The 20,459-nt window shown below is 57.4% G+C and carries 25 protein-coding genes; 16 read left to right on the forward strand and 9 right to left on the reverse strand.

Annotated features, from left to right (window positions below):
• Nucleotides 1-290: 290 nt before the first annotated feature.
• Nucleotides 291-1,217 carry a LysR family transcriptional regulator gene (locus ACZ5RI_RS14550; protein ID WP_464513923.1) on the forward strand — a complete coding sequence of 309 codons (927 nt, stop codon included), beginning with the start codon at nt 291-293 and terminating at the stop codon, nt 1,215-1,217.
• A gap of 202 nt (nt 1,218-1,419) precedes the next feature.
• A complete protein-coding gene (locus tag ACZ5RI_RS14555; protein ID WP_464513924.1) occupies nt 1,420-2,496 on the forward strand; it encodes an FUSC family protein in 1,077 nt (358 codons plus the stop codon).
• Here the strand turns inward: ACZ5RI_RS14555 and ACZ5RI_RS14560 are convergent.
• From ACZ5RI_RS14560 to ACZ5RI_RS14575, 4 genes are read right to left on the reverse strand one after another with little or no spacing between them, the layout of a single operon-like run.
• Entirely contained in the window at nt 2,493-3,101 is a 609-nt protein-coding gene (locus tag ACZ5RI_RS14560) for a GNAT family N-acetyltransferase (protein WP_464513925.1), read from the reverse strand. The two genes, ACZ5RI_RS14555 and ACZ5RI_RS14560, sit on opposite strands and share 4 nt — an antisense overlap.
• Nucleotides 3,101-3,673 carry a phage tail protein gene (locus tag ACZ5RI_RS14565; protein ID WP_464513926.1) on the reverse strand — a complete coding sequence of 191 codons (573 nt, stop codon included), beginning with the start codon at nt 3,671-3,673 and terminating at the stop codon, nt 3,101-3,103. Before ACZ5RI_RS14565 ends, ACZ5RI_RS14560 begins: the two co-directional genes overlap by 1 nt.
• Before the next feature lie 24 nt (nt 3,674-3,697).
• A complete protein-coding gene (locus ACZ5RI_RS14570) occupies nt 3,698-4,243 on the reverse strand; it encodes a phage tail protein (protein ID WP_464513928.1) in 546 nt (181 codons plus the stop codon).
• Nucleotides 4,244-4,259: 16 nt separating this feature from the next.
• Nucleotides 4,260-4,808, reverse strand: a complete 549-nt coding sequence (locus ACZ5RI_RS14575; RefSeq protein ID WP_464513929.1) for a phage tail protein — start codon at nt 4,806-4,808, stop codon at nt 4,260-4,262.
• Nucleotides 4,809-5,049: 241 nt separating this feature from the next.
• Here ACZ5RI_RS14575 and ACZ5RI_RS14580 point away from each other — a divergent pair, with 241 nt between their 5' ends.
• Nucleotides 5,050-5,199 carry a hypothetical protein gene (locus ACZ5RI_RS14580; RefSeq protein ID WP_464513930.1) on the forward strand — a complete coding sequence of 50 codons (150 nt, stop codon included), beginning with the start codon at nt 5,050-5,052 and terminating at the stop codon, nt 5,197-5,199.
• 43 nt (nt 5,200-5,242) lie between these two features.
• Here the strand turns inward: ACZ5RI_RS14580 and ACZ5RI_RS14585 are convergent, their stop codons facing one another.
• Genes ACZ5RI_RS14585 through ACZ5RI_RS14605 form a run of 5 tightly spaced genes read right to left on the reverse strand, consistent with a single transcriptional unit; the run spans nt 5,243 to nt 9,705 of the window.
• Nucleotides 5,243-7,189: an asparagine synthetase B family protein gene (locus ACZ5RI_RS14585; protein ID WP_464513931.1), complete on the reverse strand. Its 1,947-nt coding sequence runs from the start codon at nt 7,187-7,189 to the stop codon at nt 5,243-5,245.
• Nucleotides 7,186-7,605, reverse strand: a complete 420-nt coding sequence (locus tag ACZ5RI_RS14590; protein WP_464513932.1) for a lasso peptide biosynthesis B2 protein — start codon at nt 7,603-7,605, stop codon at nt 7,186-7,188. Before ACZ5RI_RS14590 ends, ACZ5RI_RS14585 begins: the two co-directional genes overlap by 4 nt.
• On the reverse strand, nt 7,602-8,474 hold the full coding sequence (locus tag ACZ5RI_RS14595; RefSeq protein WP_464513933.1) for a sulfotransferase domain-containing protein: 873 nt from the start codon (nt 8,472-8,474) through the stop codon (nt 7,602-7,604). The genes ACZ5RI_RS14590 and ACZ5RI_RS14595 overlap by 4 nt, the downstream gene beginning before the upstream one ends.
• Nucleotides 8,471-9,394, reverse strand: a complete 924-nt coding sequence (locus ACZ5RI_RS14600) for a hypothetical protein (RefSeq protein ID WP_464513934.1) — start codon at nt 9,392-9,394, stop codon at nt 8,471-8,473. Before ACZ5RI_RS14600 ends, ACZ5RI_RS14595 begins: the two co-directional genes overlap by 4 nt.
• Entirely contained in the window at nt 9,391-9,705 is a 315-nt protein-coding gene (locus ACZ5RI_RS14605; protein ID WP_464513935.1) for a PqqD family peptide modification chaperone, read from the reverse strand. The genes ACZ5RI_RS14600 and ACZ5RI_RS14605 overlap by 4 nt, the downstream gene beginning before the upstream one ends.
• A 275-nt stretch (nt 9,706-9,980) precedes the next feature.
• Between ACZ5RI_RS14605 and ACZ5RI_RS14610 the strand changes: the two genes are divergently transcribed.
• The 13 genes from ACZ5RI_RS14610 to ACZ5RI_RS14670 all read left to right on the forward strand — a co-directional run bounded on the left by ACZ5RI_RS14610 (nt 9,981) and on the right by ACZ5RI_RS14670 (nt 20,458).
• A complete protein-coding gene (locus ACZ5RI_RS14610; protein ID WP_464513936.1) occupies nt 9,981-10,439 on the forward strand; it encodes an excinuclease ATPase subunit in 459 nt (152 codons plus the stop codon).
• Nucleotides 10,440-10,687: 248 nt separating this feature from the next.
• A complete protein-coding gene (locus ACZ5RI_RS14615) occupies nt 10,688-11,353 on the forward strand; it encodes a beta-ketoacyl synthase chain length factor (RefSeq protein ID WP_464513937.1) in 666 nt (221 codons plus the stop codon).
• Complete coding sequence (locus tag ACZ5RI_RS14620) at nt 11,340-12,095, forward strand: lysophospholipid acyltransferase family protein (RefSeq protein WP_464513938.1); 756 nt, start codon at nt 11,340-11,342, stop codon at nt 12,093-12,095. Before ACZ5RI_RS14615 ends, ACZ5RI_RS14620 begins: the two co-directional genes overlap by 14 nt.
• 3 nt (nt 12,096-12,098) lie before the next feature.
• Nucleotides 12,099-12,362 carry a phosphopantetheine-binding protein gene (locus tag ACZ5RI_RS14625; protein WP_464513939.1) on the forward strand — a complete coding sequence of 88 codons (264 nt, stop codon included), beginning with the start codon at nt 12,099-12,101 and terminating at the stop codon, nt 12,360-12,362.
• A complete protein-coding gene (locus tag ACZ5RI_RS14630; protein ID WP_464513940.1) occupies nt 12,362-12,622 on the forward strand; it encodes an acyl carrier protein in 261 nt (86 codons plus the stop codon). Before ACZ5RI_RS14625 ends, ACZ5RI_RS14630 begins: the two co-directional genes overlap by 1 nt.
• The gene (locus ACZ5RI_RS14635; protein WP_464513941.1) at nt 12,606-13,181 is read left to right on the forward strand and encodes a COG4648 family protein; all 576 of its coding nucleotides are present in this window, start codon (nt 12,606-12,608) and stop codon (nt 13,179-13,181) included. The genes ACZ5RI_RS14630 and ACZ5RI_RS14635 overlap by 17 nt, the downstream gene beginning before the upstream one ends.
• Nucleotides 13,178-14,512 carry an AMP-binding protein gene (locus ACZ5RI_RS14640; RefSeq protein ID WP_464513943.1) on the forward strand — a complete coding sequence of 445 codons (1,335 nt, stop codon included), beginning with the start codon at nt 13,178-13,180 and terminating at the stop codon, nt 14,510-14,512. Before ACZ5RI_RS14635 ends, ACZ5RI_RS14640 begins: the two co-directional genes overlap by 4 nt.
• A complete protein-coding gene (locus ACZ5RI_RS14645) occupies nt 14,509-14,856 on the forward strand; it encodes an ApeI family dehydratase (protein ID WP_464513944.1) in 348 nt (115 codons plus the stop codon). Before ACZ5RI_RS14640 ends, ACZ5RI_RS14645 begins: the two co-directional genes overlap by 4 nt.
• Nucleotides 14,853-16,493 (forward strand): glycosyltransferase family 2 protein, encoded by a 1,641-nt coding sequence (locus ACZ5RI_RS14650; protein WP_464513945.1) that lies wholly within the window; start codon nt 14,853-14,855, stop codon nt 16,491-16,493. The genes ACZ5RI_RS14645 and ACZ5RI_RS14650 overlap by 4 nt, the downstream gene beginning before the upstream one ends.
• Nucleotides 16,490-16,906: an acyl-CoA thioesterase gene (locus tag ACZ5RI_RS14655; RefSeq protein WP_464513946.1), complete on the forward strand. Its 417-nt coding sequence runs from the start codon at nt 16,490-16,492 to the stop codon at nt 16,904-16,906. Before ACZ5RI_RS14650 ends, ACZ5RI_RS14655 begins: the two co-directional genes overlap by 4 nt.
• Nucleotides 16,885-17,529: a LolA family protein gene (locus ACZ5RI_RS14660; RefSeq protein WP_464513947.1), complete on the forward strand. Its 645-nt coding sequence runs from the start codon at nt 16,885-16,887 to the stop codon at nt 17,527-17,529. The genes ACZ5RI_RS14655 and ACZ5RI_RS14660 overlap by 22 nt, the downstream gene beginning before the upstream one ends.
• On the forward strand, nt 17,526-19,856 hold the full coding sequence (locus ACZ5RI_RS14665; protein ID WP_464513948.1) for an MMPL family transporter: 2,331 nt from the start codon (nt 17,526-17,528) through the stop codon (nt 19,854-19,856). The genes ACZ5RI_RS14660 and ACZ5RI_RS14665 overlap by 4 nt, the downstream gene beginning before the upstream one ends.
• Nucleotides 19,853-20,458 carry a DUF3261 domain-containing protein gene (locus ACZ5RI_RS14670; RefSeq protein ID WP_464513949.1) on the forward strand — a complete coding sequence of 202 codons (606 nt, stop codon included), beginning with the start codon at nt 19,853-19,855 and terminating at the stop codon, nt 20,456-20,458. The genes ACZ5RI_RS14665 and ACZ5RI_RS14670 overlap by 4 nt, the downstream gene beginning before the upstream one ends.
• Nucleotide 20,459: the final 1 nt, after the last annotated feature.

Consider the following 20,459-nt stretch of genomic DNA (forward strand, 5'->3'; position numbering starts at 1 on the left):
GAAGAGTGAGAAAAATCGCATGGTGATGCTTAAATTCTTATTTCCTGGGGCTACCTCTTTAGGACTTGGTAAATGCCCACTTAAGATACGTCAAGTGGTCGCAGGCCGGTAACACTGACAACATTGTGACAGGACTGCATTCTTATTTTTCCTATACAATATGGCATCCCCTCCCCAGCGATCCGTTCTGACGCAGACGGAGCCTCACGCCCCGCGATTTCCACTCTATAGGGCAACATGCAGCACCTGCTATTATTGCACGAACACCCATACTAACTTTATATGGCAAGATGGATTTACGTCAGCTCAATACATTTCTGGCCGTTGCAGAACTGGGCAGCTTAAGCCGGGCCGCAGACCAGTTACGCATTGCGCAACCGGCGCTCAGCCGCCACATCCATCGGTTAGAGGAGGAACTTAAAACCGCACTGTTCCTCCGCCATGGCCGTGGCATGGTGCTGACAGAAAGCGGAAAAAAACTCCGTATACGGGCTTCCGGCATCTTACGACAGGTTGAGGAAACCAAAAAAGATCTACTCGACGAAGTCGGTATTGTGCGCGGTCAGGTCGCCATTGGCATCCCACCAACGGTCAGTTGCCTAATCGCCTCACGGCTTGTTGAACGCTATCTGTCGCAATATCCCGAAGTGACCTTGCGGGTGATTCAGGCATTTAGTGGTCATTTGCTCGAATGGCTGCAGCATGGCGAAATTGATATTGCGGTGGTCTATAGCGGTCACGAAAGCACCGGCATTCGCTTTACACCGCTGCTGATCGAGCAATTATACTTTGTCCCACCGGCATCCGGGGCCCGGCTGGGGCAGCAGAGCGTCACCCTTGCTGAAATTACCGATCAACCTCTGGTCTTACCCGGGCCGCAACAAGGCCTGCGCCAGCTGATCGAAACCGCAGCACATGATCAGAACGTCAGCCTGACCATCGCGGTGGAAGCCGATGATTTTCAGCTGACCAAGGATCTGGCGCTTAAGGGCTTATACGGAACAATTCTGCCCCTGGCCGCAATTCAGACCGAAGTTGCCGCCAAGCGCTTAACGGCCATACCAATCGGCACCCCGCCATTATCGCGCCAGCTTGCCATTGCCCGCCTACGCGGACGGCGTAGCAGCCACGCGGTGCGGCTATTCTGTGATCTGATGCATCGCGAGGTGCAAGACATGGTTGTAAGCGGTTTGTGGAATGGCGCCCGGCCAAGCTGAGCAGCACAAGCTATAACAATCTGCTATAGCTGCCATGACAACATTCTATTTCCCCCAGTCCCGTACAGATGACAGGTTGTGCCAGTATGTATCTTTGTTTGTAGTGTGGAGTTGTAAGCCCTTGGATCTGCTTTCCCAACACAGCCTATCGGGAAAGGTCGCGGCATACCCCACCCAATCGCCCCCCCAAATTGGCGTCCGCTTGGTTGATGAGGTGGAATGCGTACTGTCGGTACTGCTGGCCATTGTCATTGCCAGGGTTTCCGGGGCGCATAACATTTCCTGGGCAGCATTTTCCGGCTACATGGTGATGCGCGGACATGTGGCCGACAGCTTTCGTCGCGGCAGCCTGCGCGTACTGGGCACCGCCATCGGTGCCGGGCTTGCGCTGGCGCTGGTACCATTGGTGCGCGAAACCCTGTTGTTGTGTGCCTTGGCGGGGGGGCTGATCGGTGGCGTAACGCTGTATGGCGCACTAACCCGACGCCATTCCTATGCCTGGCTTTTCACCGGTTTCACCTTTGAAATGGTGATGCTGGATATATTACAACACCCGCATGATGCGCTGATGGCATTTGCCGTGACCCGGCTTATCGAAGTTGCTTCCGGTGTTGGCGCGTGTATCGTCATCAGTTGCATAAGCACCGCGACATTGCGGCAGCGCTGGCCTGGAACCCGCATGGCCTTACCTAATCCGGTGGGCTGGCACCCGAATGCCCTGCGCCATGCCGCACAGGGGGCGGTTGTCCTTAGCCTGCTGCCGCTATTGCAATCGCATTTTGGCATAGCCGATTTATCACAGGGTGCCATCAGCATACTGGCGGTCATGATGGTGCCGATCAGCAGTGTGGGCTTAAGCGGCCTGATCCCGGTAAGCCGAAAATTGTTCTGCCGCATTACCGGTTGCCTGGGTGGCACCGTGTTGGCATTTCTCGGGCTATTTCTGGCACATGGCAATCCGCATCTCTTAATGCTGGCCACTGTTATTGGCGTTATCATAGGCCGTCACATTGAAAATGGCGGCCACAGCTTTGCCTATGTCGGCACACAGTTTACGCTGGCGGTGCTGGTTGCGCTGGTCCCCGATAATTACACCTATGTCGCGGTAGAGCCCGCCGTCAGCCGCCTGTGCAGTATTCTGATCGGCATGCTGCTGCTTGAACCCGTACTGATCGCCTGGCACTTCATCACGCCATGGCTGCTTGCCTTCACCCATCAGGCGTCGATCAAGTCTGTCCGCATTCTTGATGCGCGGCTGAAACGGCAATCACGCCGCTAGTGGTTGCGCGCTCTCACCACGGCACTATCCGGACTGGGTATTGCAGGGGGGGGATATGGTGATGGCGGCTGCCACACCATCAGGTAATGGCTGACTTCCAGCTTGCTGTCGATAAAGCCATAGCGCAGATATAACAGGCGGGCGCGATTGTGCCTTTCAACATGTAGCGAGCAGCTTCGGCCCAACCCTACCGCAATTTTCTGCACCTGCATCAAAAAACGTGTGCCCAAACCATGGCCTGTGCAGTGCGGCAAAAAACTGATTTCAACAATGCGCACATCGTCCGGTACCTGATACGACAGATACAATCTGCCGATCCGCTCGCCTTTGGATTCGATAATCAGAAACTGCGCGTCAGCGTAATATTTGCTGTAATGCAACCATTGCAGCCGTGCCTGATCGCACAAAAAGGCACGGCGCATAGCATCGGTCCATCCGGGGGCAGCCGCCACCTCGGCCCAGCGATTGGCAACATAAAGATCGCGGATAAAATCCATGTCCGCTTCATTCTGCTGACGAACCGCAATGCCATCGCGGGCCAGTTCGTTGGGCAGAAGATCAGCCAGCGCCGCGCGGTGGCACGGTGCGGCCGTTGACGTCGCCATTATGTCCTGGTGGGAAATACGCCGTAAGGCGCAATGCAGTATAGGAAGGTCTGAAATGGCTGGCGGTTTTCATGCGCGGCCCCATCACCAGTGCTGCTGATCACATTCGGCATAGAGATGTCCGGGCTGGGCGTGGCGGTACCCGGCGAATAAAAATCACGCTGATTGAGCGTACGCGATAAATTGGTTACCGCACTGGGCGTGCAAACCAAGTCGGTGGCAGGGCCTGAGATGTAGGTTGTAACGCTGTGATTATGCGCGGGCATCTGGCTGGTGCCCAGCGTGGCGCTAACCGAACCATAGGCCGAGCCGATAATATAATCCACCCCTGACGGGGTACCACTGCCGGGCCCGATAGCGATTTTATTATCCGCATACTGATTTTGCACAGATCCGTTCAGATTGGGCACCTTAAAGGTCTGGACACCATCGCCCCCATAGATTGTACTGATAACAGAAAACAAGGCATTATATTGACTGATCTGATACGTCCCGCCATTGCAGGGCAGCCAAGTATAAGGGACATAATCAAAGGCAAAGGCACGCACCTCACCAATAAATGGTTCTGACATAATAAGAATCCTTCTATTTTAGAGCTATGACCTTTGCGGATAGAGACCATTGAGGCAAATAATGTAATTCATTCCCAGCGACGGCATGATGTTGCTATGCGCATCAGCGCCCCCTGAATTGGCGACAACCACATTGTTCATGACCTTGGCCGTGAGGTCTGCCACAGTGGCCCCAACATACAGGCCAACAACAGCCTGATTATTGGTCACAGATGCATAATAGGAATTGGCGCTGAGTGTTGTATCTGTTGCCGGCGATGTCGTTACCATCACGGCATGCGTATGGGTGGGCATGGTGCTGGCGCTAACAGCCACCATATCGGCCCCGCCACTTTGGCCAATGGTGTAATTGGGCTGGCCGGTTCCCTGACCGATACCAACAGGCACCCTGGCGCGCAAATCAGGCAGTGCAAAATCTGTTACGCCATCACCGCCATAGGTCGTACCAATTACAGCGAATAAAACCTGACGATCGTTTATTTTTAAATGGGTGCCATTGCACAGCGCCCAATCCACCGGAGCATAGTTTCCGGCAAACAGACGGATTTCACCGACAAAGGGTTCTGACATAACATGCTCTCCGAACTTAAGTACGGGGTGGATAAACACCCATGGTCGCGATGCAGTAATTCAAAGCCAGATAGGGCTGCATGTTGTTGTGCGCCCCACTGTCGCCAGCACTGCTGACGCTGTTCGCGGCAAGCGGAACAAGGTTCGCGCTATTGGTTTCGGTGCTGTAAATGGGAATGACGTACCCTGTCGCAGGCACCGTGCCTACCGAAGCTGGCAAACAACCCACCGCCGATGTGCCGGTACCAACATTCGCGTTGACAACATTGCCAGCGCCGCTGGTGCCGCAAAAAGCGTGGTTGTGGGGCGGCAGGTTGGCCACGGTCAGCGTGACCGACGCCAGCCCCCCTGTTGCCCCCATTGCCGTTCCCCGCCCCATAGCGGCTCGCCCGCGTAAATCAGGCAGTGCAAAGTTGACTTTACCATCACCGCCATATCTGGTGCCCAGCAAAGAAAACAGAGCCACATATGGCTGAACCGGCAGCAGCGTACCATCGCAAATGTGCCAGCCCACTGGCGCCCAGTCCCACGGCAAAAGCTTTATTTCACCAATAAACGGATCCATCTGCCACCTCCCGCCATCGCAATACGCTTGTATAAGTACGGCTTTTAATAACACAGGCCGCGACAGTTGTAACGTAAAAGTTGCTTCATATAAAACTCACGTTTTTAGAGTGCAACTAAACAGCACCACAAAAATCAAATCTCTGCCAGGTTGCTATTTGGCACGTAAGATGTCAGAATGCGGGATTATTAAAAGGCACATTTTGTGCCGCACTCATTGACCGTCAGGGGAACCGATTTTTATGCGTGAAGATCAACGTGACACAGACGAGCATAGCGCACGACCAGACCGCAAACCCTGGCATGCGCCGAAATTCGTCGATCTGATGGTCGACGAAACGGAGAATTCCACCCCTAATTCTACCGACGGCAGTGGATTTCCCCACTCATAATAACAATTTTCGCTCGCACCGCCGGGATGTACCATTAAAGGCATCAGATTGGTGAGCCGTTACCGCCGCTTGCTTTGTGGACGAAGTGGGCCACCGGGATACCTTTTAACAATTTATTGCGGTAACGCATTCGGTTTTCGGGTGTAGCCAGATCCTCCGGCAGTGGAGATTGAAGCAGGGAACGAAGAAATTTGGCATCGACAAGGTCAGCGACTACCGGTTCGGCCAGATAGTGTGTTGTTTCCTTGGCCAGCGTGTCGAAGCTACGCCGGAACCGTTCGGGCCAGTCGGCAGATTGTAGTCCGCTCCCCACTTGGTTCATCACCATTGCAGGGACGCGGCCGCTAAAGGTTTGGCGGTATATCCATTTGGTTGCCCCGTCGCGCAACCACATATGTTCCGGCAGCGACAGCGAAAATTCGATCAATCGACGATCCCCCGTCGGATCCCGGCGATCAATGCCATATCTGGCCAACCCTCCTTTATAAAAATTGCAGGAAATATCACTGCGACAGAGGAGGTACTGGTTAAAATCCCGGACTGTGGCATAGGTTTTAACGGTCAGATCGCCACCCAAACTTGCAAGGTGGCCGCGAAAGGTCCGGTCGGCAACGATGTCTGGGTTAAGCGCAGAAAGCAGCCAAAGTTCTGGGGGGGTATTACCCGTAAACCGTTTGAGGGCACGCAGCAGCCCCCCCGGCAGCCATGGTGCAAAACTGCTTTCCAGAATTTGCATTCGCCCCATCTGACGGCACCGATACAGCGCACGCACCTCACGCGCCCAACCTAGCCAAGCCCCCTTTCGCACCAACCCATGCAGCCTCTGCCTGCCAACGGCACTGATGGTCTGATTCCCCTTGGAAGCATTCAAAATCAGACTGTTACCTTTCGCCTGCCGGATAATTTCTTCCACCCAGACTTGGTTGGTGGGGCCAAATAGCGGAATTTCATAATAGTAAAATGCGGCATCCAAATCTGCGCCGATCATCCGCGCGCCGGAATCGACCAGCACATGATCAATGTTAGGAAACTGTGTGGTGGTTGCCACCGCCACCGGCCCCTCATCACAACGTTGTCCTTTTTTTTCGTCTTGCTGCCACCCCGGCGTCGGCACATGGGTGAAGGCAGTCAGACGTTTGCCCCTGGCCGCCAGCATCTGGGCGGCGGTTACGGTCACGGCGGTGGAATCAAAACCACTGCTCAATTGGCTCGCAATTGCCCCAGTGGTACGCAAGCGATCTGCCACCGCGCGGTCAAAGATGGCGCGGAACTCGGCAATGCACTTCGCATCGTCGGTCACTTCGCGTTCCGTGATCTTGGCCCAATCATACCAGTGCCCGGCATCCACCCGGCCATCGGCGTAGAGCACAACTTTGCCACCTTGCTCGACACGTGCCACATCTTTAAAGAATGATCCCGCCCCCCGCTGTGGGGCCAGCGCCATGTAATCACGCAAGGTGTCGAGATCGGGCGCAATGGGGACGTCAGCCAGGGCATGTAAACCTTTGGCCATGCTGGCAAAGGCGAAAAAGCCGTTGCCAGCATGATAGAACAGCGGTCGCATTCCCATCATATCGCGGGCCAGCGTGATGGTATGAGCTTGCCCATCCCACACCGCAATGGCCCAATCACCGATCAGTTTATCAAAACTGGCATCCTGCCATTTTTCCCACGCCGCCAGCACGTAATCGGCATCGGATGCCTCGCGTACCCGCTCGTTAGACCAGCCCAGTTCCGCCGCCAGTTCGGGCCGGTTGTCCAGCCGCACATCGGCCAGCAGCACAAAGCGCCCGCCCCCGCCGACCAGCGGCTGACGGTCGAAGCGATCCTCCGGCAGCATGCGGAACAGCTGGATGCCAAGCGCAATTTCGCCGCCATCCCACTGCCCGGCGCAATGCGGCCCGTAGATCTGCAAGGCGCGGCGCATACGGGCGCAACCTTCTGCTGCCGGGCGGCCATCGCGATACCACAACCCACAAATACCCGTCATATCTTATCCCCAATATCCGCAAGGGCGGTAAACCCCAGTGCGGCATCACCGCCCAGCACAGTCTGCCCGCCGACCATCAGCCAGGCATGGGCCGACAAGGCGCCATCGCCTTTCTTCACCCCCAGCCGGATGGTGGCGGCAATGCCGCGGCGCCGAAGCAGCAAACAACCGGCCACCGCCTGCACCAGACAGCTTGTTCGCCACGGCACGCGGGGCGCAAACCGCGCCACCCGGCGGCAAACAGAACGCGCGCGCAGCATTTGAGCAGGCGTGGCGGCGACAGCGATGGTTCCCGGTACACCCGCCCGCCCCAGCCACGCGGCGGTTCGGCGAAACGGTATGGCGAACACCAGCACCCAGGCCAATGCCAGTGCCAACAAGGTTTCCGCCGCCGCCAATGAGTGTCTAAGCCTCATGCCCCGGACACCAGATCATATCCCAGCTGCCGCATCATCGCGCCATGATCAGCCTCGATACGTGCCACCTGCGCGGTGGTCAGGGTATCGCGCCAGCCGCCCGCCACACCACGGCGAAAGAACCGCGTGGCGTGCGTAGAGCGTTCGCGAAAACCGTTTTTGTCTTCTTCAGCTTTAAGCCGGTCAAAGTGTGTCGCGGTGACGGCACGCGCCACCGCACCCGAATCCGCAGCGATACCGACGAAACCCGCCACACGGGTCAGCACCAGCGCCATATCGGCGATCATATCCTCGTACTGCACCAGAAGTTTGGGGATCGGCGCATCAAGCCAGCCAGCAACATGGCCGCCCCAGGTCGGCAAGCGCTGACGGAATTGGCCCGACAGACCATTTTTTTTACCGGCCAGCATACCATTGGGATCGACCATCTTGGCAATCGCCTGATCGATTGTAATGCCAGAATGATTGGCAAAAGAAATTGCCACATCCCGCGGGTCACGCACAATGACGACAGCGCCCTGCGTACCTGCGGGTGGAAACAGCGGTGTCCCCTCAGCCGAAAGATAGGCGTCGTGCGTTTTGACGATCGGTGCACGCACCCCCTCGGCCCAGGCGGTAATGGCAGCTGGGCGTAGCGCCTCAACCTCCGCCACCGTCAGATCCGAGCTTTCAACAGCCAGATAATTCTCAAAGAACGCCCGGGAAGAAACAATGCCGCCGACACGCCGGTCCGCCTCGCGTTGCCACCACGCATCATCGGCTTCGTCAAACCGCACCGGTGCACCGCCCAGTTCCAGACTGTGCAGGGCCAGCCGCATCCAAGTGTTACCCGATTTCGGGTAGGAGGCGAGCCAGTATATCCCGCTCATGATACAGGCTCGCACTTCCCGATTTCCGTGGTGATTTCGGTCACAATCTCCGCCGCCCGGGGCAGGGTTTTCAGCCGCGCCAGCCGTGCCGACGCCACCGCCCCGGCAATTTTGCCCGCCTGACGGAAAAGTTGTTCACGCCCCAGCAGACGGCCCCCCAAAGCCCGACGATAAACCGCACGTTCGAGCGACAAAAAAGCATCGACACCGGTAAGGGACCGCATCTCCTCATGCCGGGGATCATGCACCTCGACCAAATGATAGATTGCGGTCAACTGCAGCGGCGTGGAGGCAAAATCGTCAAGCGGAATATGATATTTTTCAAGCTGGCTGCGTGCCCGCTCCTTATCATCCGGCGTAATGCCAAGCCCGTCCATCATGTCACGCCAGAGCTTCAGCCGCGCCACCACCGGGCGCACCACCGGCGTGCCATTGACCCAATCCATTACCGCCACATCATCAGACAGAACAGAATAGCCCCGCTGATGAAAGCAGGCGGCCAGTGTCGATTTACCTGCCCCCGAAATGCCGGAAAATGCCACCGCTGTATCACCGATGCGCACCACCGCAGCATGCAGCGGCATAAGCCCGCGCCGGAAACACACAATGGCAAAGACCGTGCTGAACAGAAAAACCCGGATATCGGCCGCGTCCGCAGCCATATGCGGTTCAATAACGATCTCGCGCCCCGCCGGATCAATTCGATAGGATGCTGCCGCCTTGATCTCAAACCGGCAGGTGCCATCGGCAGCAATTTGCAACAAGGGTGTCTGATGCACCGGATTGTGTATCGGCGAGACTACGCCCAGACGGATGGTCAGATCGGGCACCGTGCCAACAGCACCATCCCGGGGGGGCGACAATTCAGGCAACATCAGTTCGCTCGCCACCCGCCAGCCGCACATCACATAGTCGGTCACGCTGCCACCGGATCCGACGCGAGCACAACCAACCCCTCCGCTGACAACCGCCCGAGCAGGTCGATAACGTCCTGCGAGATTTCATTGATCGGCGCATCATAGGCATCCGACAGCCCGGCGCATAACGCCGCAACCGAAATCGGCGACTGCATCCGCAGCCAGATATCCGCCCCGATGGGATCAAGCCCATAATATTTGCCGGTTTGCACACTCATCAGCACAATTTCATTGCCGATGGCCGAAAACAGAATATCTGGGTCCGAGGTCACCTGACATTCCGCCCGCACCAGTTCCGTCATAACTGAAACCATGACCACCCCATTAGCAATCTTAGCGTTAGCAGAACGAAGGTAGAGAGACCAAATACTGCAACCAAAAATATAGTGCAAGTGAATCTGCGGGCAGAAAACACTGCATTTTTTATCAAACTGGACTTATTGGAAGAACCATCATTACTCCCCCCCCTCCTTGATAGCCTGGCTGCCAGTTACGGCAGTGACAATTATGCCACCTTGTCCGGCTGGACCTGCACAATGTGGCGGGGCATAAAGCCCTGAGCAAACGCCTTGACGTTTTGGGGGACTTTATGTCGATGAAAATGTTCGCCGCGATCGGTTTCGCGGCCATGTCTGTCTTTGCCGGATTGAGCACGCCTGCGGCAGCCGAAGATAAGTTGTTTATGCTGACGATTTCGAATGCTCTGGCATCCCCCGATGCAGAGGGAAAACTCGACGGCAGCGTTCATTTTTATTTTGGTGATGCAAAACATCCGGCCGTGGCGCAGGATTTCGGGCAGTTTATCACCAACAAGAAGACCAACGGCGTCGGCAAGTCGGACGAGACATCCTGCACCCGTGCCTTTGTGTCGACCATGATCGAGTTGCAGGATCGCGCCCATCAGCTTGGCGCCAACGCCGTGATTAATATTCACAGCTATTACAAGAAAAAAGACGTTTCAAACCAAACCCAGGCCGAATGCTATACTGGCTTTCTAATGACTGGGGTGGCCCTGAAAGGTGATTTCGTTAAAGTACCCGGTAAATGAGGACCTGCATGGCCGCCAGTACAGCTTTAACATACGTAAATATGCCTAGCTTTGGCCGCCAGAACCGCCGCACAACGCGGCCATACGCCCGTGCCACCGGGTGTTTTTTCATGACAGTTCATGGTTCGTGGGATACAGTCATCATTATTGACGCGCGGACTTGGGAAGAATGCACGCTTATTTATTATGCAGCGTAACATTATCGACCTTGCCCTTGCGGCAACCACCAACCAAGACGGCCATAGCATATGATGCGTTTTTCCATTCCGGCCTGGGCAGGTTGGTCATGCGGCCCGGATACCGAAGGGGTCAAACGCTTACCCGCCCTGACGCGCCGTCGCCTGTCTCCATTGGGGCGCAATGCACTGGGGGCCGCCAGCACACTGCCAGCACTGGACACCGCACGCTATATTTTTTCATCACGCCACGGCGAGTTTAGCCGTACACAGACGATACTGCACACCATCGCGGCGGCAGAAGCACTTTCTCCAACAGATTTCTCTATGTCGGTCCACCATGCGCTGACAGGGATCCTGTCAATCATCCATCATAATCACGCCGGGCATACGGCGATTGCAGCGGGGGCGGAAAGCCTGTGCTTCGCCATGATCGAGGCAGCCGCCTGTATGGCCGAAAACCCAGCGCAGCCGGTATTACTGCTGCACTATGATGATGCACTGGCAGATGAATATGCCGCCTTCGACAGCGGGGCCCCAGCCGCCATACTCGCCCTGTTGCTGCAGGCCAATGGGGAAAACAGTCTGACCTTCATGATGGCGGAAAAGCCCGCTGCCCCGGCCAGCACCACGCCCGCCGCCCTGGCCCTCTGGCAATTTCTGGATGGCGATGCCGCACAAAGCGTTTTTAACGGGCCAACCCATAGCTGGCAGTGGTCGCGCCATGCGATGGCGTAAATACCCCTGGCTGGCCGGAAAACTTTTTGCCCTGGCTTTTATTTTCGTCGGCGGTGGCGCACTGGCCGTCGTAATGCGCCTGCTATTACCACTGGCACCCGGCGATCAGCAGGAACGCACCCAGCGCATCATCCGCACCATTTTCCGCGGCTACCTCTGGATGTTGCAATGCCTTGGCATGGTAACATTTTCTGTCAGCGGTGCAGAAAAACTGCGGACCTGTGCCGGCAAAATCGTTATCGCCAATCACCCCAGCCTGCTGGATGTTGTGGCGCTGATGGCGCTTATTCCGCGGGCGCAATGCATCGTCAAACATCAGTTGTGGGACCACTGGTTTCTTGGTCGACTGATGCGTACGGCGGGATATGTCAGCAACACGCTTGAACCCGAAGCCCTGATCGAAGCCTGCCGTAAGGCGCTGGACGATGGCCGCACGCTGATCATTTTTCCCGAAGGCACCCGCACCCCCGCTGGTGGCAAACCGCATTTTCACCGCGGCGTTGCCAATATTGCTATCCTGACCGGGGCCCACATCCAGACCGTTATCATTAACTGTACGCCTACCATTCTCTACAAAGGCGAACCCTGGTGGCAGGTGCCATCACAGCGCCCCCACCTGCAGCTTACGGTTGGTGAATGCCTCGATAAAAATTTCTATTCGCAGTTTGGCCACCGCAGTATTGCCACCCGTAAACTTATGGATTATCTGGGAAACTACTACCGCGCGCATTGTGAGAAATAGCAAATGGCTACCCTGGAATTAGAGCTGAAACAGCTCATCATCGAAACCCTGCACCTTGAAGATGTCACCCCCGACCAGATTGATGATGGTGAACCGCTGTTTGGCGACGGCGTCGGGCTCGATTCCATCGATGCACTGGAACTGGGCGTTGCACTCCGGAAAAAATACGACATCAAAATCGCTACCGTAACCGAGGATGTAAAGGCGCATTTTGCCTGCATCCGCAGCCTGGCCGACTTCATCCGTGCTGAGCGGGGCCCGGTGTAATGACACGTCAGGAAGCTTTAGAAAAACTCACCGACATTCTTGACGAGCTGTTCGAAACACCACGCGGCAAGGTCCGCCCCGAAGCGACCCTGTTCGAGGATCTCGACCTCGACAGTATCGATGCCATCGATCTGGTGCTGAAGATTCAGGCCCTGACCGGTCGGCCAATCGTGCCGCAGGATTTCAAGCATGTCCGCACGATAAACGACGTGCTCGACTGTATCGAGAAACTGCAGGCTGTCGATGCACCGGCCGCATAAAGGCCGCTACACGATCACTGCCGGGCGCCTTGTTTTGCAGGTGGCCGCGATTGCCTATCCGTTTGTGGTTTACGTCTGCATAGGCCGCCTTCCGCTCTGGTGCTTTCTGGCGCTTGGGCTGGCAATTGGCGGTGCGCAATGTTACCGCCAGCGCCACAACCCCGCCATCAAAGGCTGGCTGCCTGTAGCGGGCGGAGTTGCGGTGCTGTTTATCGCGCTCTATTTTGTTAACGCCCGTTGTGCGGTGCAGGCCTATCCCATCATCATCAGCTTAGGCTTTGCCGCGCTTTTCGGCCTGTCGTTATGCTTTCCGCCCACGGTGGCTGAACGTATCGCCCGGCTGTCACAACCCGATTTGCCACCCGAAGGGGTACGCTATACCCGGCACGTCACCTGGGTGTGGTTTGCCTTTCTGCTGATCAACGCCGCCACCGCGCTGGCCCTCACACTGTGGGGCACCCTGACGCAGTGGACCTTGTGGTGCGGCCTTCTATCCTATCTGGCGATGGGGCTGTTATTCGCCGGGGAATATGTCGTGCGCAGGATCGTGCAGCCATGAAATTGCGGATACTCTCGCGCTTACTGAGCGATGCCTATCCTGCTTCGGCGGCCATCTCCTGGCGCGGGGCGGTGCAAATACCGCTGGCCCGGTTTCGCGCCGATGTCGTCGCCGTGGCTGCGTACTTTACCGGAACATCCGCCGCCGCGCTGCTGTGTCAGGACAGTTACCATTTCGCTGTCGGCTTTTACGGGCTGCTCCACGCCAAAGCCCAGATCATTCTGCCGCCGTCGGGGCAACCCGGTGCGCTGGAAGGGCTGCGCGGCACATTTACGACACTGGCCGATGATGCAGCCATTACCGCCGCTATGGCTGCACCTGCCAGTATAACCGCGACACCACTTACCCCACTGGATCCCACTTGTGGGAACATCAACTTCTTCACCTCGGGATCAACTGGCGCACCAAAGCGCATTGTCAAAAGCCTTGGCATGTTCGAACAGGAAACTGCCATGTTCGAGCAGCGCTTTGGCCAGGGGCTTAAGCGTGATGCCCGCGTTTTTGCCACCGTACCGCATCAACACCTCTATGGCCTGTCGTTCAAACTGCTGTGGCCGCTGGCGTATGGCCGCCCGTTTTGCGCCGACACCCATAGCTTCTGGGAAACCCTGCTGGCAGAACTATCGCCCGATGCGGTTATCGTCAGCAGCCCGGCGCATTTAAGCCGCCTGAGCGGTATTACACCGCTTGCCCGGGCGTTACGCCCCGCCTGCGTGCTGTCATCCGGCGCCCCGCTTGCGCAGGCCGCCAGCGACGAGGCCGCCACGATACTGGGCTGCCGCCCGACCGAGATTTTCGGCAGCACCGAAACCGGTGCCATTGCCACCCGCTGCGACCGCCGTGACGAAAATGATCCCTGGCATCTGTTACCCGGTGTCGCCATGCGCGGGGCAGACGGACATCTGTCGATCCGGTCCCCCGCTGCCGGACCGGACTGGACCGAAATGTCCGATCTGATCACGCCGACTGCGGATGGTTTTATCTATCATGGGCGGGCCGACCGGATCGTCAAAATCGAAGGCAAACGGATCAATCTGATTGCGGTGGAAGAAGTCTTACTGCATCAACCGCTTATCGATGCGGTGGCGGTTATCACCCTGCCCGATCCGTTACGACTGGCGGCCGCGGTGGTGTTGACACCGGCAGGCAAAGGGCAGCTTGCAATCCAGGGGGCGTTTCGTTTTGCCCGAACCTTACGCAAAGCGCTGCAGGAAGCCATCGAACCGGCGGGGCTGCCGCGACAGTGGCGCTTTGTCGATGCCCTGCCCAGCCATCCGATGGGTAAACGACGGCAGGCGGACATTGCCGCGCTGTTCGGGGGACCAACATGAAACTGCCCGACGCACGCATAGAGGCCCGTAGTGTAAACACCGTTACCCTGACATTGACGGTTCCCGGTACACACGAAGCCTTTGCCGGCCATTTTCCCGGTCACCCGATATTGCCCGGTGTGGTTCAGCTTGATTGGGCGGCGCGTTTTGCCGCACACTATTTCACACTGCCCGACCGTAGCGCTCAGGACATACGGATCAAATTCCGCAGCATTATTACGCCAGACAAACTATTGGCATTGGATCTGCACTTTGACCCGGCCAAAAATCGCTTAAGCTTTTCCTATCGTGATGGCGCAGTGGAAATGTCTTCGGGCCAGATCAGGCTGGAGAAGCAGGCATGAAACTGTGCGCCGTTATCCCCAGCCGCAATCACTATACCGCCCTGCCCGCCATCATAGCCCGGCTGAAGGCGGAGCATCTGGCAGTCTACATCATCGATGACGGCAGCGACGCGGTAGCGCGCACGTCTATCGCGGCTCTCAATGATCCGCCCAATGGTATCCGGGTTCAGCGCTTTGAAACGGGCCGGGGCAAGGGCGCTGCGGTCGTCGCCGCCATGCAGGCCGCCATGGCCGATGGCTTTACCCACGCCTTACAAATTGATGCCGATGGTCAGCATGATCTGGCCGCCTTGCCACGCTTTATCGAACTGGCGAAACGCTATCCCAATGCACTGATCTGTGGCCGCCCGATTTATGACGACAGCGTACCGCTGGGCCGCCGCATCGGGCGCTGGATCACCCATTTCTGGGTCTGGATTGAAACGCTGTCGCTTCGCATTCCCGACAGTATGTGCGGGTTCCGGCTTTACCCCCTGCGCCCTTGCGCGGAACTGTTCGCCCACACCATGCCCCGCCCCGGGATGGAGTTTGATACCGACATCATCGTGCGGCTGTTCTGGCGCGGCGTTGCACCAGTGTGGTTGGGTGTGCGGGTACACTATCCGCCAGGCAACATATCAAACTTCGACATGTGGCATGACAATGTGCGCATCAGCCTGATGCACACAAGGCTGTTTCTGACCATGCTGGTCCGACTGCCCTGGATCCTCGCCCATCGCCCGCCACATCTGCGCAGAAATGGCCACTGGGCCAAACTGCCCGAACGTGGCATCTATCTCGGCCTCAAATTCTGCGCCACCGCCTGCCGGCTGCTCGGCCGCAGCGGACGGCGGCTGTTCATCACCCCGGTGGTGCTGTATTTTTTTGTCACCGGGCGGATTCAGCGTCAGGCATCGCGCGAGTTTCTCACCCGCGCCCTGGGCCGCGCCCCAACGTGGTGCGAACAGTGGCAGCATTTTATGAATTTCGCCCTACGTGCACTTGACGTGTTTCAGGGCTGGACCGGCAAACTGCCACACACCATTGTGCAGCCGATAGATCAGGCCGAGCTTGATCAGCTGGCCACTGAAAAACACGGTTGCCTGATGGTGGTGGCGCATCTGGGCAATGTCGAGGTGGTGCGCGCGCTGGTCGACCGCGCCACACGTGACAAGGTAACGGTGCTGGTCCACACCCGCAATGCAGTACATTTCAACCGTATCATCAGTGAAAACACTGGCGATTATACCAGCAACCTGTTTCAGGTCACCGAGATCGGACCCGAGACCGTAATCGCCCTCAAAGAACGCCTCGACGCGGGCGGTATCATCGTTATCGCTGGCGACCGCATCCCGGTCTTAAGCCGTGGCCGCAGCATAACCGCCCCCTTCTTCGGCACCGATGCCCCATTCCCTGAGGGCCCCTGGCTGCTGGCATCCTTATTTGAATGTCCGGTCTATCTGATGCACTGCCCACTGATCGATGGTCGCTATCAGCTCAGCATCGAGCCCTTTGCCAATCGTATTGTGCTGCCACGATCCCGGCGCGAAGAAGCGTTACGTGAAACCGTAGCACGCTATGCCGCCCGGCTCGAAAAACAGGCGGCAGCAACGCCGCTACAGTGGTATAATTTCTTTGATTTCTGGAGCGAGGCATGATTTCCGCCACCATCACGCTTGAGGCGCAGTTCTACGACCTCGACCCCATGGCCGTAGTCTGGCATGGCAATTATGTCCGCTTTCTGGAGCAGGCCCGCTCTGCGCTGTTCCAGCAAATCGGCTATAACTACATGGAAATGGCCGTAACCGGTCTGGCCTGGCCGATTGTCGATATGCGGATCAAATATGTCGCCTCGCTACGGCTGCTGCAGCGTTTCACTGTCACCGCAACGCTGGTCGAATATGAAAACCGGATCCGCATCGACTATGTCCTTCGGGATGAAGCCGGCAAAGTGCTGACCAAGGCGAGCACCACACAGGTGGCCGTTACCATCGCCACCGGCGAGATGCAGTTTGTGTCACCGCCGCAACTGATCGAAAAGGTACAGCAATGTCTGTCACGACAAGACTGACCATACTGGCCGCGATATTCAGCGGCTTTATCACGGCAGTCGCCCCGTTGGTCGCCGTTGCGGCGCCCAGTGGGGCATCGGCGGTAACGGTGCATGCAGGTGAAGTGCTGCGTGGTCATTTTGTCCAGACCCGCCATATGAGCGGCTTTGCCAAACCGCTGATATCTGAAGGCAGTTTCACCATCGCCCCGCAATACGGTTTGATCTGGACGGTGACCAAACCCTTACGCAGTGCCACAGTAATTACAGAGGGTGGGCTGGTACAAAGCAATAACGGGGTTGAAACCTTAAACCTTTCCGCCCGTAAAATGCCCTTCATTGCACAGCTGCACGATATGATCGCCGGTATGCTGACCGGCGATGTCGCCGCCATGCAGCAGAAATTCACCCTGACACAACAAGGCACCTCGCAAAGCTGGCGTATTCGTCTGGTCCCGCGTAAGGCCAACGATGCCATGATGCCATTCAAGGAAATTCGCGCCCGCGGTGACCGTTTTGTTGAAGAAGTCACCATGGTACGCAGCGATGGCGACAGTGATGTGCTGAACTTTGATGCCGTCACGCTGTCCACCACCACCCTGACGGCGGCAGAGCGGGCCAGCTTTCATCTTTCGGCGCCATGACAAAACCGGGGCGCCATAAGGTAAGGCGACTATTGGCCGTGTGCTGGCTGGCGCTGGTTATGGTGGCACTGGCCCATCTTGGCTGGCGTGCGCTGGAAGGAATAACCTTTCGCGCCGATCTGATGGCCCTGGTGCCGCGGGAGGAAAGCGATCCCGCTGCCGCCCGCGCCAGCAACACCGCAATCACGTTTCTGTCCCGCCGTGTTGTGCTGCTGGTCGGGTACAGCGACCGCGTACAGGCCCGTCGGGCTGCCACGGCCCTGACCGATGCTCTGGAAAAATCCGGTCAGTTTTATGCCGCCACCGGTGGGCTTGACAGCACCAGGATAAAAGCCATCGGCACGGCTTATTATCCCTATCGCGCCGGACTTTTAAGCCGAAATGACCGCAGCCTGTTACAAGCGAACAAGGGGCAGGTGCTGGCCGAACAGACGTTGGCACAAGTCTATGGTGTCGGCGGCATGGCCAGTGCGGCCCTGTTAAAGAACGATCCGTTTTTGCTGCTGCCGCATTTTCTCACCAATTTACCGGTGCCGCAATCTCAGCTCACGCTCGATAACGGGCTGCTCAGCGTCCATAATAATGGCAAGAACTGGGTCCTGATCTCAGGCGTGATGGTGGGCGAGCCCTATGCCATCGACACGCAAAAACGCTTCACCAGTCTGGTCGATCAGACCGTGATGAAGGCGCGACAGGCGGTGCCCGGCCTTAGTGTATTGCGCACCGGTGCGGTATTCTACGCCAAGGCCGGGGCGGCAACCGCCATGACGGAAACCTCCGCTATCGGTGTTTTCTCGATCGTGCTGACCATCCTTCTGCTTATCGCAGCGTTCCGCAGCGCGACCCCCTTACTGCTCAGTCTGGCGGTCATCGCGGTGGGATTGCTGACGGCATTTTCCTTCAGCCTGTGGCTTTGGGGTCAAATCCATGTGCTGGCTTTGCTGTTCGGCGTCAGCCTGATCGGGGTGACGGTCGATTACAGTCTGCAATATTTCAGCGAGATCTACGCCCCCGATGCAGGCGACGCTTTCAACCGCATGAAAAATGTACTGCCCGGCATTACGTTGGGCGGCATCACAACAGCGGCGGGCTATCTGTTGCTGCTGCTGGCACCGTTTCCCGGCCTGCGCCAGATTGCGGTTTTCTCGGTGGTCGGGTTGGTCGCCGCTTGGCTGACGGTGGCGCTGTGGCTGCCATTCCTGGATCATTCGCAACCCGCGCACCGCGCTATGCCGCTGCAGCGTCCACTTACTGCCCTGCGGGACTTCTGGCACAAACCGGCACTGCGCCCTAAACGGATTGCTGCACTATCCTTGCTTGCACTGACGTGCCTGATCGGGCTGTGGCGTTTTCACGCCGACGATGACGTGCACAATATGCAAAGCCTGTCGCCACCGCTGGTCGCCGAGCAAAAAGCCATCCAGCAGCATATCGGCATCCGGGACGAAAGCCGCTTTTTCGTTGTTTATACCAACCGGGAAGAAGACGCGCTGCAACGCGAAGAAGCGCTCGGCGTACGGCTTGACCGGCTTGTCATCAGCAAGGAGTTAAGCAGCTATCAAAGCGTTGCGGGGTATGTACCTTCGCTCAAAACCCAGACCGAAAACCGCCATCTTGTCCGCGAGCGACTGTACAAGCCTTATCTTTCTGGCATACTGGCAACCCTGGGCCTTAGCGCCGCCCCGCCCTGGCCTGCAGAAAAAGCCCCGGGCCTGACAGTGGACAAACTGGCAGGCAGCATGGACTTTCTCGACGTTCTGCGCCCCAGTGCGGCTTCTGATGGGGTTGTTCATATCGTCACCTTGCAGGGTGTCAAAGCCCCCACCGCACTGACGATGGCCACACAGGGGATCGCGGGCGTCAAGCTGATTGATCCGGGCAATGACTATTCTGCGCTGTTCGCCAAATATCGGGTGCGGGCGTTGGCGTTGCTGGCATTGTCGGTACTGGTGATGGCGCTGATCCTGATGCCGCGCTATGGTATAAAACGAGCCCTGCACATTCTGCTGGCGCCGCTGGCTGCTGTAGCGGCAACACCATTTTTATGCGCCCTGACGGGGGCCAGCTTCACCTTTTTCGATGTTATCGCGCTGGTGCTGGTTCTGTCGATGGCGATGGACTATGCGGTATTCTTTGCCGAGAGCAACGAACGGCGCGGCCCTGCGACGCACTTTGCCGTCACCCTGTCGGCCTGCACCACCATCATATCGTTCGGATTTCTTGCGTTCAGCAGCGTGCACGCGGTGCACAATTTCGGCCTGACCATGCTGGTCGGGGTAATACTGGCACTTTTGCTTACCCCGATGGGAAAGAGACCTACCGCATGAAACACCGTTTTGCCGCCATCGCCGGTATGTTTGCCGCATTCTGGATCTTTAGCCCTGGTGGTGCGGCGGAAAAAACCGAACACGTCATCACCGCCATTAGTACCCCCATTGTCCTGGCACCGGGAATAGAAATGCAACTGCCGGATTTGAGCAGTCTGGATCACCATATCGAGGTGGTGCAAAGCGTGGTGGCCAGCTATGGCGGCCAGAGCATAGCGATTGAGGGTCGTATTGATGCAGGCCCTGATCATTTCACTATGGTGTGCAGCGATGGCTTGGGGCGGCGCGCCGTTACGGTGCAGTGGACCCGCAGCGGCGTCAGCTATGAAACCGCCCCCTGGGTGCCCAGACAGTTGCGCCCGCAGAACATGCTGGCGGATCTGGTGATGATCTATTGGCCGCAGGACGCACTGACCAAAGCCATGCCGGATGCGATCATTACCACCACCCCAACCAGCCGCAGCATCGTGATCGGTGGCAAAGACATTGCAAACGTAGACTATGCGCCGCAGGCGGACGACGTCTGGCTCGGCAAAACGCGCTATCATGACCGGTTATGGGATTATACCCTATCCATTGAATCAGCGGCGCTGGAGCCGTAAG

The sequence above is a fragment of the Micropepsis pineolensis genome (assembly GCF_055392125.1).

What these genes read in the sequence shown, in the direction of transcription:
- ACZ5RI_RS14550 (WP_464513923.1), top strand. Translation starts at nt 291, where the DNA reads ATGGATTTACGTCAGCTCAATACATTTCTGGCCGTTGCAGAACTGGGC.
- ACZ5RI_RS14560 (WP_464513925.1), bottom strand. Translation starts at nt 3,101, where the DNA reads ATGGCGACGTCAACGGCCGCACCGTGCCACCGCGCGGCGCTGGCTGAT.
- ACZ5RI_RS14565 (WP_464513926.1), bottom strand. Translation starts at nt 3,673, where the DNA reads ATGTCAGAACCATTTATTGGTGAGGTGCGTGCCTTTGCCTTTGATTAT.
- ACZ5RI_RS14570 (WP_464513928.1), bottom strand. Translation starts at nt 4,243, where the DNA reads ATGTCAGAACCCTTTGTCGGTGAAATCCGTCTGTTTGCCGGAAACTAT.
- ACZ5RI_RS14575 (WP_464513929.1), bottom strand. Translation starts at nt 4,808, where the DNA reads ATGGATCCGTTTATTGGTGAAATAAAGCTTTTGCCGTGGGACTGGGCG.
- ACZ5RI_RS14580 (WP_464513930.1), top strand. Translation starts at nt 5,050, where the DNA reads ATGCGTGAAGATCAACGTGACACAGACGAGCATAGCGCACGACCAGAC.
- ACZ5RI_RS14585 (WP_464513931.1), bottom strand. Translation starts at nt 7,189, where the DNA reads ATGACGGGTATTTGTGGGTTGTGGTATCGCGATGGCCGCCCGGCAGCA.
- ACZ5RI_RS14590 (WP_464513932.1), bottom strand. Translation starts at nt 7,605, where the DNA reads ATGAGGCTTAGACACTCATTGGCGGCGGCGGAAACCTTGTTGGCACTG.
- ACZ5RI_RS14595 (WP_464513933.1), bottom strand. Translation starts at nt 8,474, where the DNA reads ATGAGCGGGATATACTGGCTCGCCTCCTACCCGAAATCGGGTAACACT.
- ACZ5RI_RS14605 (WP_464513935.1), bottom strand. Translation starts at nt 9,705, where the DNA reads ATGGTTTCAGTTATGACGGAACTGGTGCGGGCGGAATGTCAGGTGACC.
- ACZ5RI_RS14610 (WP_464513936.1), top strand. Translation starts at nt 9,981, where the DNA reads ATGTCGATGAAAATGTTCGCCGCGATCGGTTTCGCGGCCATGTCTGTC.
- ACZ5RI_RS14615 (WP_464513937.1), top strand. Translation starts at nt 10,688, where the DNA reads ATGATGCGTTTTTCCATTCCGGCCTGGGCAGGTTGGTCATGCGGCCCG.
- ACZ5RI_RS14620 (WP_464513938.1), top strand. Translation starts at nt 11,340, where the DNA reads ATGCGATGGCGTAAATACCCCTGGCTGGCCGGAAAACTTTTTGCCCTG.
- ACZ5RI_RS14625 (WP_464513939.1), top strand. Translation starts at nt 12,099, where the DNA reads ATGGCTACCCTGGAATTAGAGCTGAAACAGCTCATCATCGAAACCCTG.
- ACZ5RI_RS14630 (WP_464513940.1), top strand. Translation starts at nt 12,362, where the DNA reads ATGACACGTCAGGAAGCTTTAGAAAAACTCACCGACATTCTTGACGAG.
- ACZ5RI_RS14635 (WP_464513941.1), top strand. Translation starts at nt 12,606, where the DNA reads ATGCACCGGCCGCATAAAGGCCGCTACACGATCACTGCCGGGCGCCTT.
- ACZ5RI_RS14640 (WP_464513943.1), top strand. Translation starts at nt 13,178, where the DNA reads ATGAAATTGCGGATACTCTCGCGCTTACTGAGCGATGCCTATCCTGCT.
- ACZ5RI_RS14645 (WP_464513944.1), top strand. Translation starts at nt 14,509, where the DNA reads ATGAAACTGCCCGACGCACGCATAGAGGCCCGTAGTGTAAACACCGTT.
- ACZ5RI_RS14650 (WP_464513945.1), top strand. Translation starts at nt 14,853, where the DNA reads ATGAAACTGTGCGCCGTTATCCCCAGCCGCAATCACTATACCGCCCTG.
- ACZ5RI_RS14655 (WP_464513946.1), top strand. Translation starts at nt 16,490, where the DNA reads ATGATTTCCGCCACCATCACGCTTGAGGCGCAGTTCTACGACCTCGAC.
- ACZ5RI_RS14660 (WP_464513947.1), top strand. Translation starts at nt 16,885, where the DNA reads ATGTCTGTCACGACAAGACTGACCATACTGGCCGCGATATTCAGCGGC.
- ACZ5RI_RS14665 (WP_464513948.1), top strand. Translation starts at nt 17,526, where the DNA reads ATGACAAAACCGGGGCGCCATAAGGTAAGGCGACTATTGGCCGTGTGC.
- ACZ5RI_RS14670 (WP_464513949.1), top strand. Translation starts at nt 19,853, where the DNA reads ATGAAACACCGTTTTGCCGCCATCGCCGGTATGTTTGCCGCATTCTGG.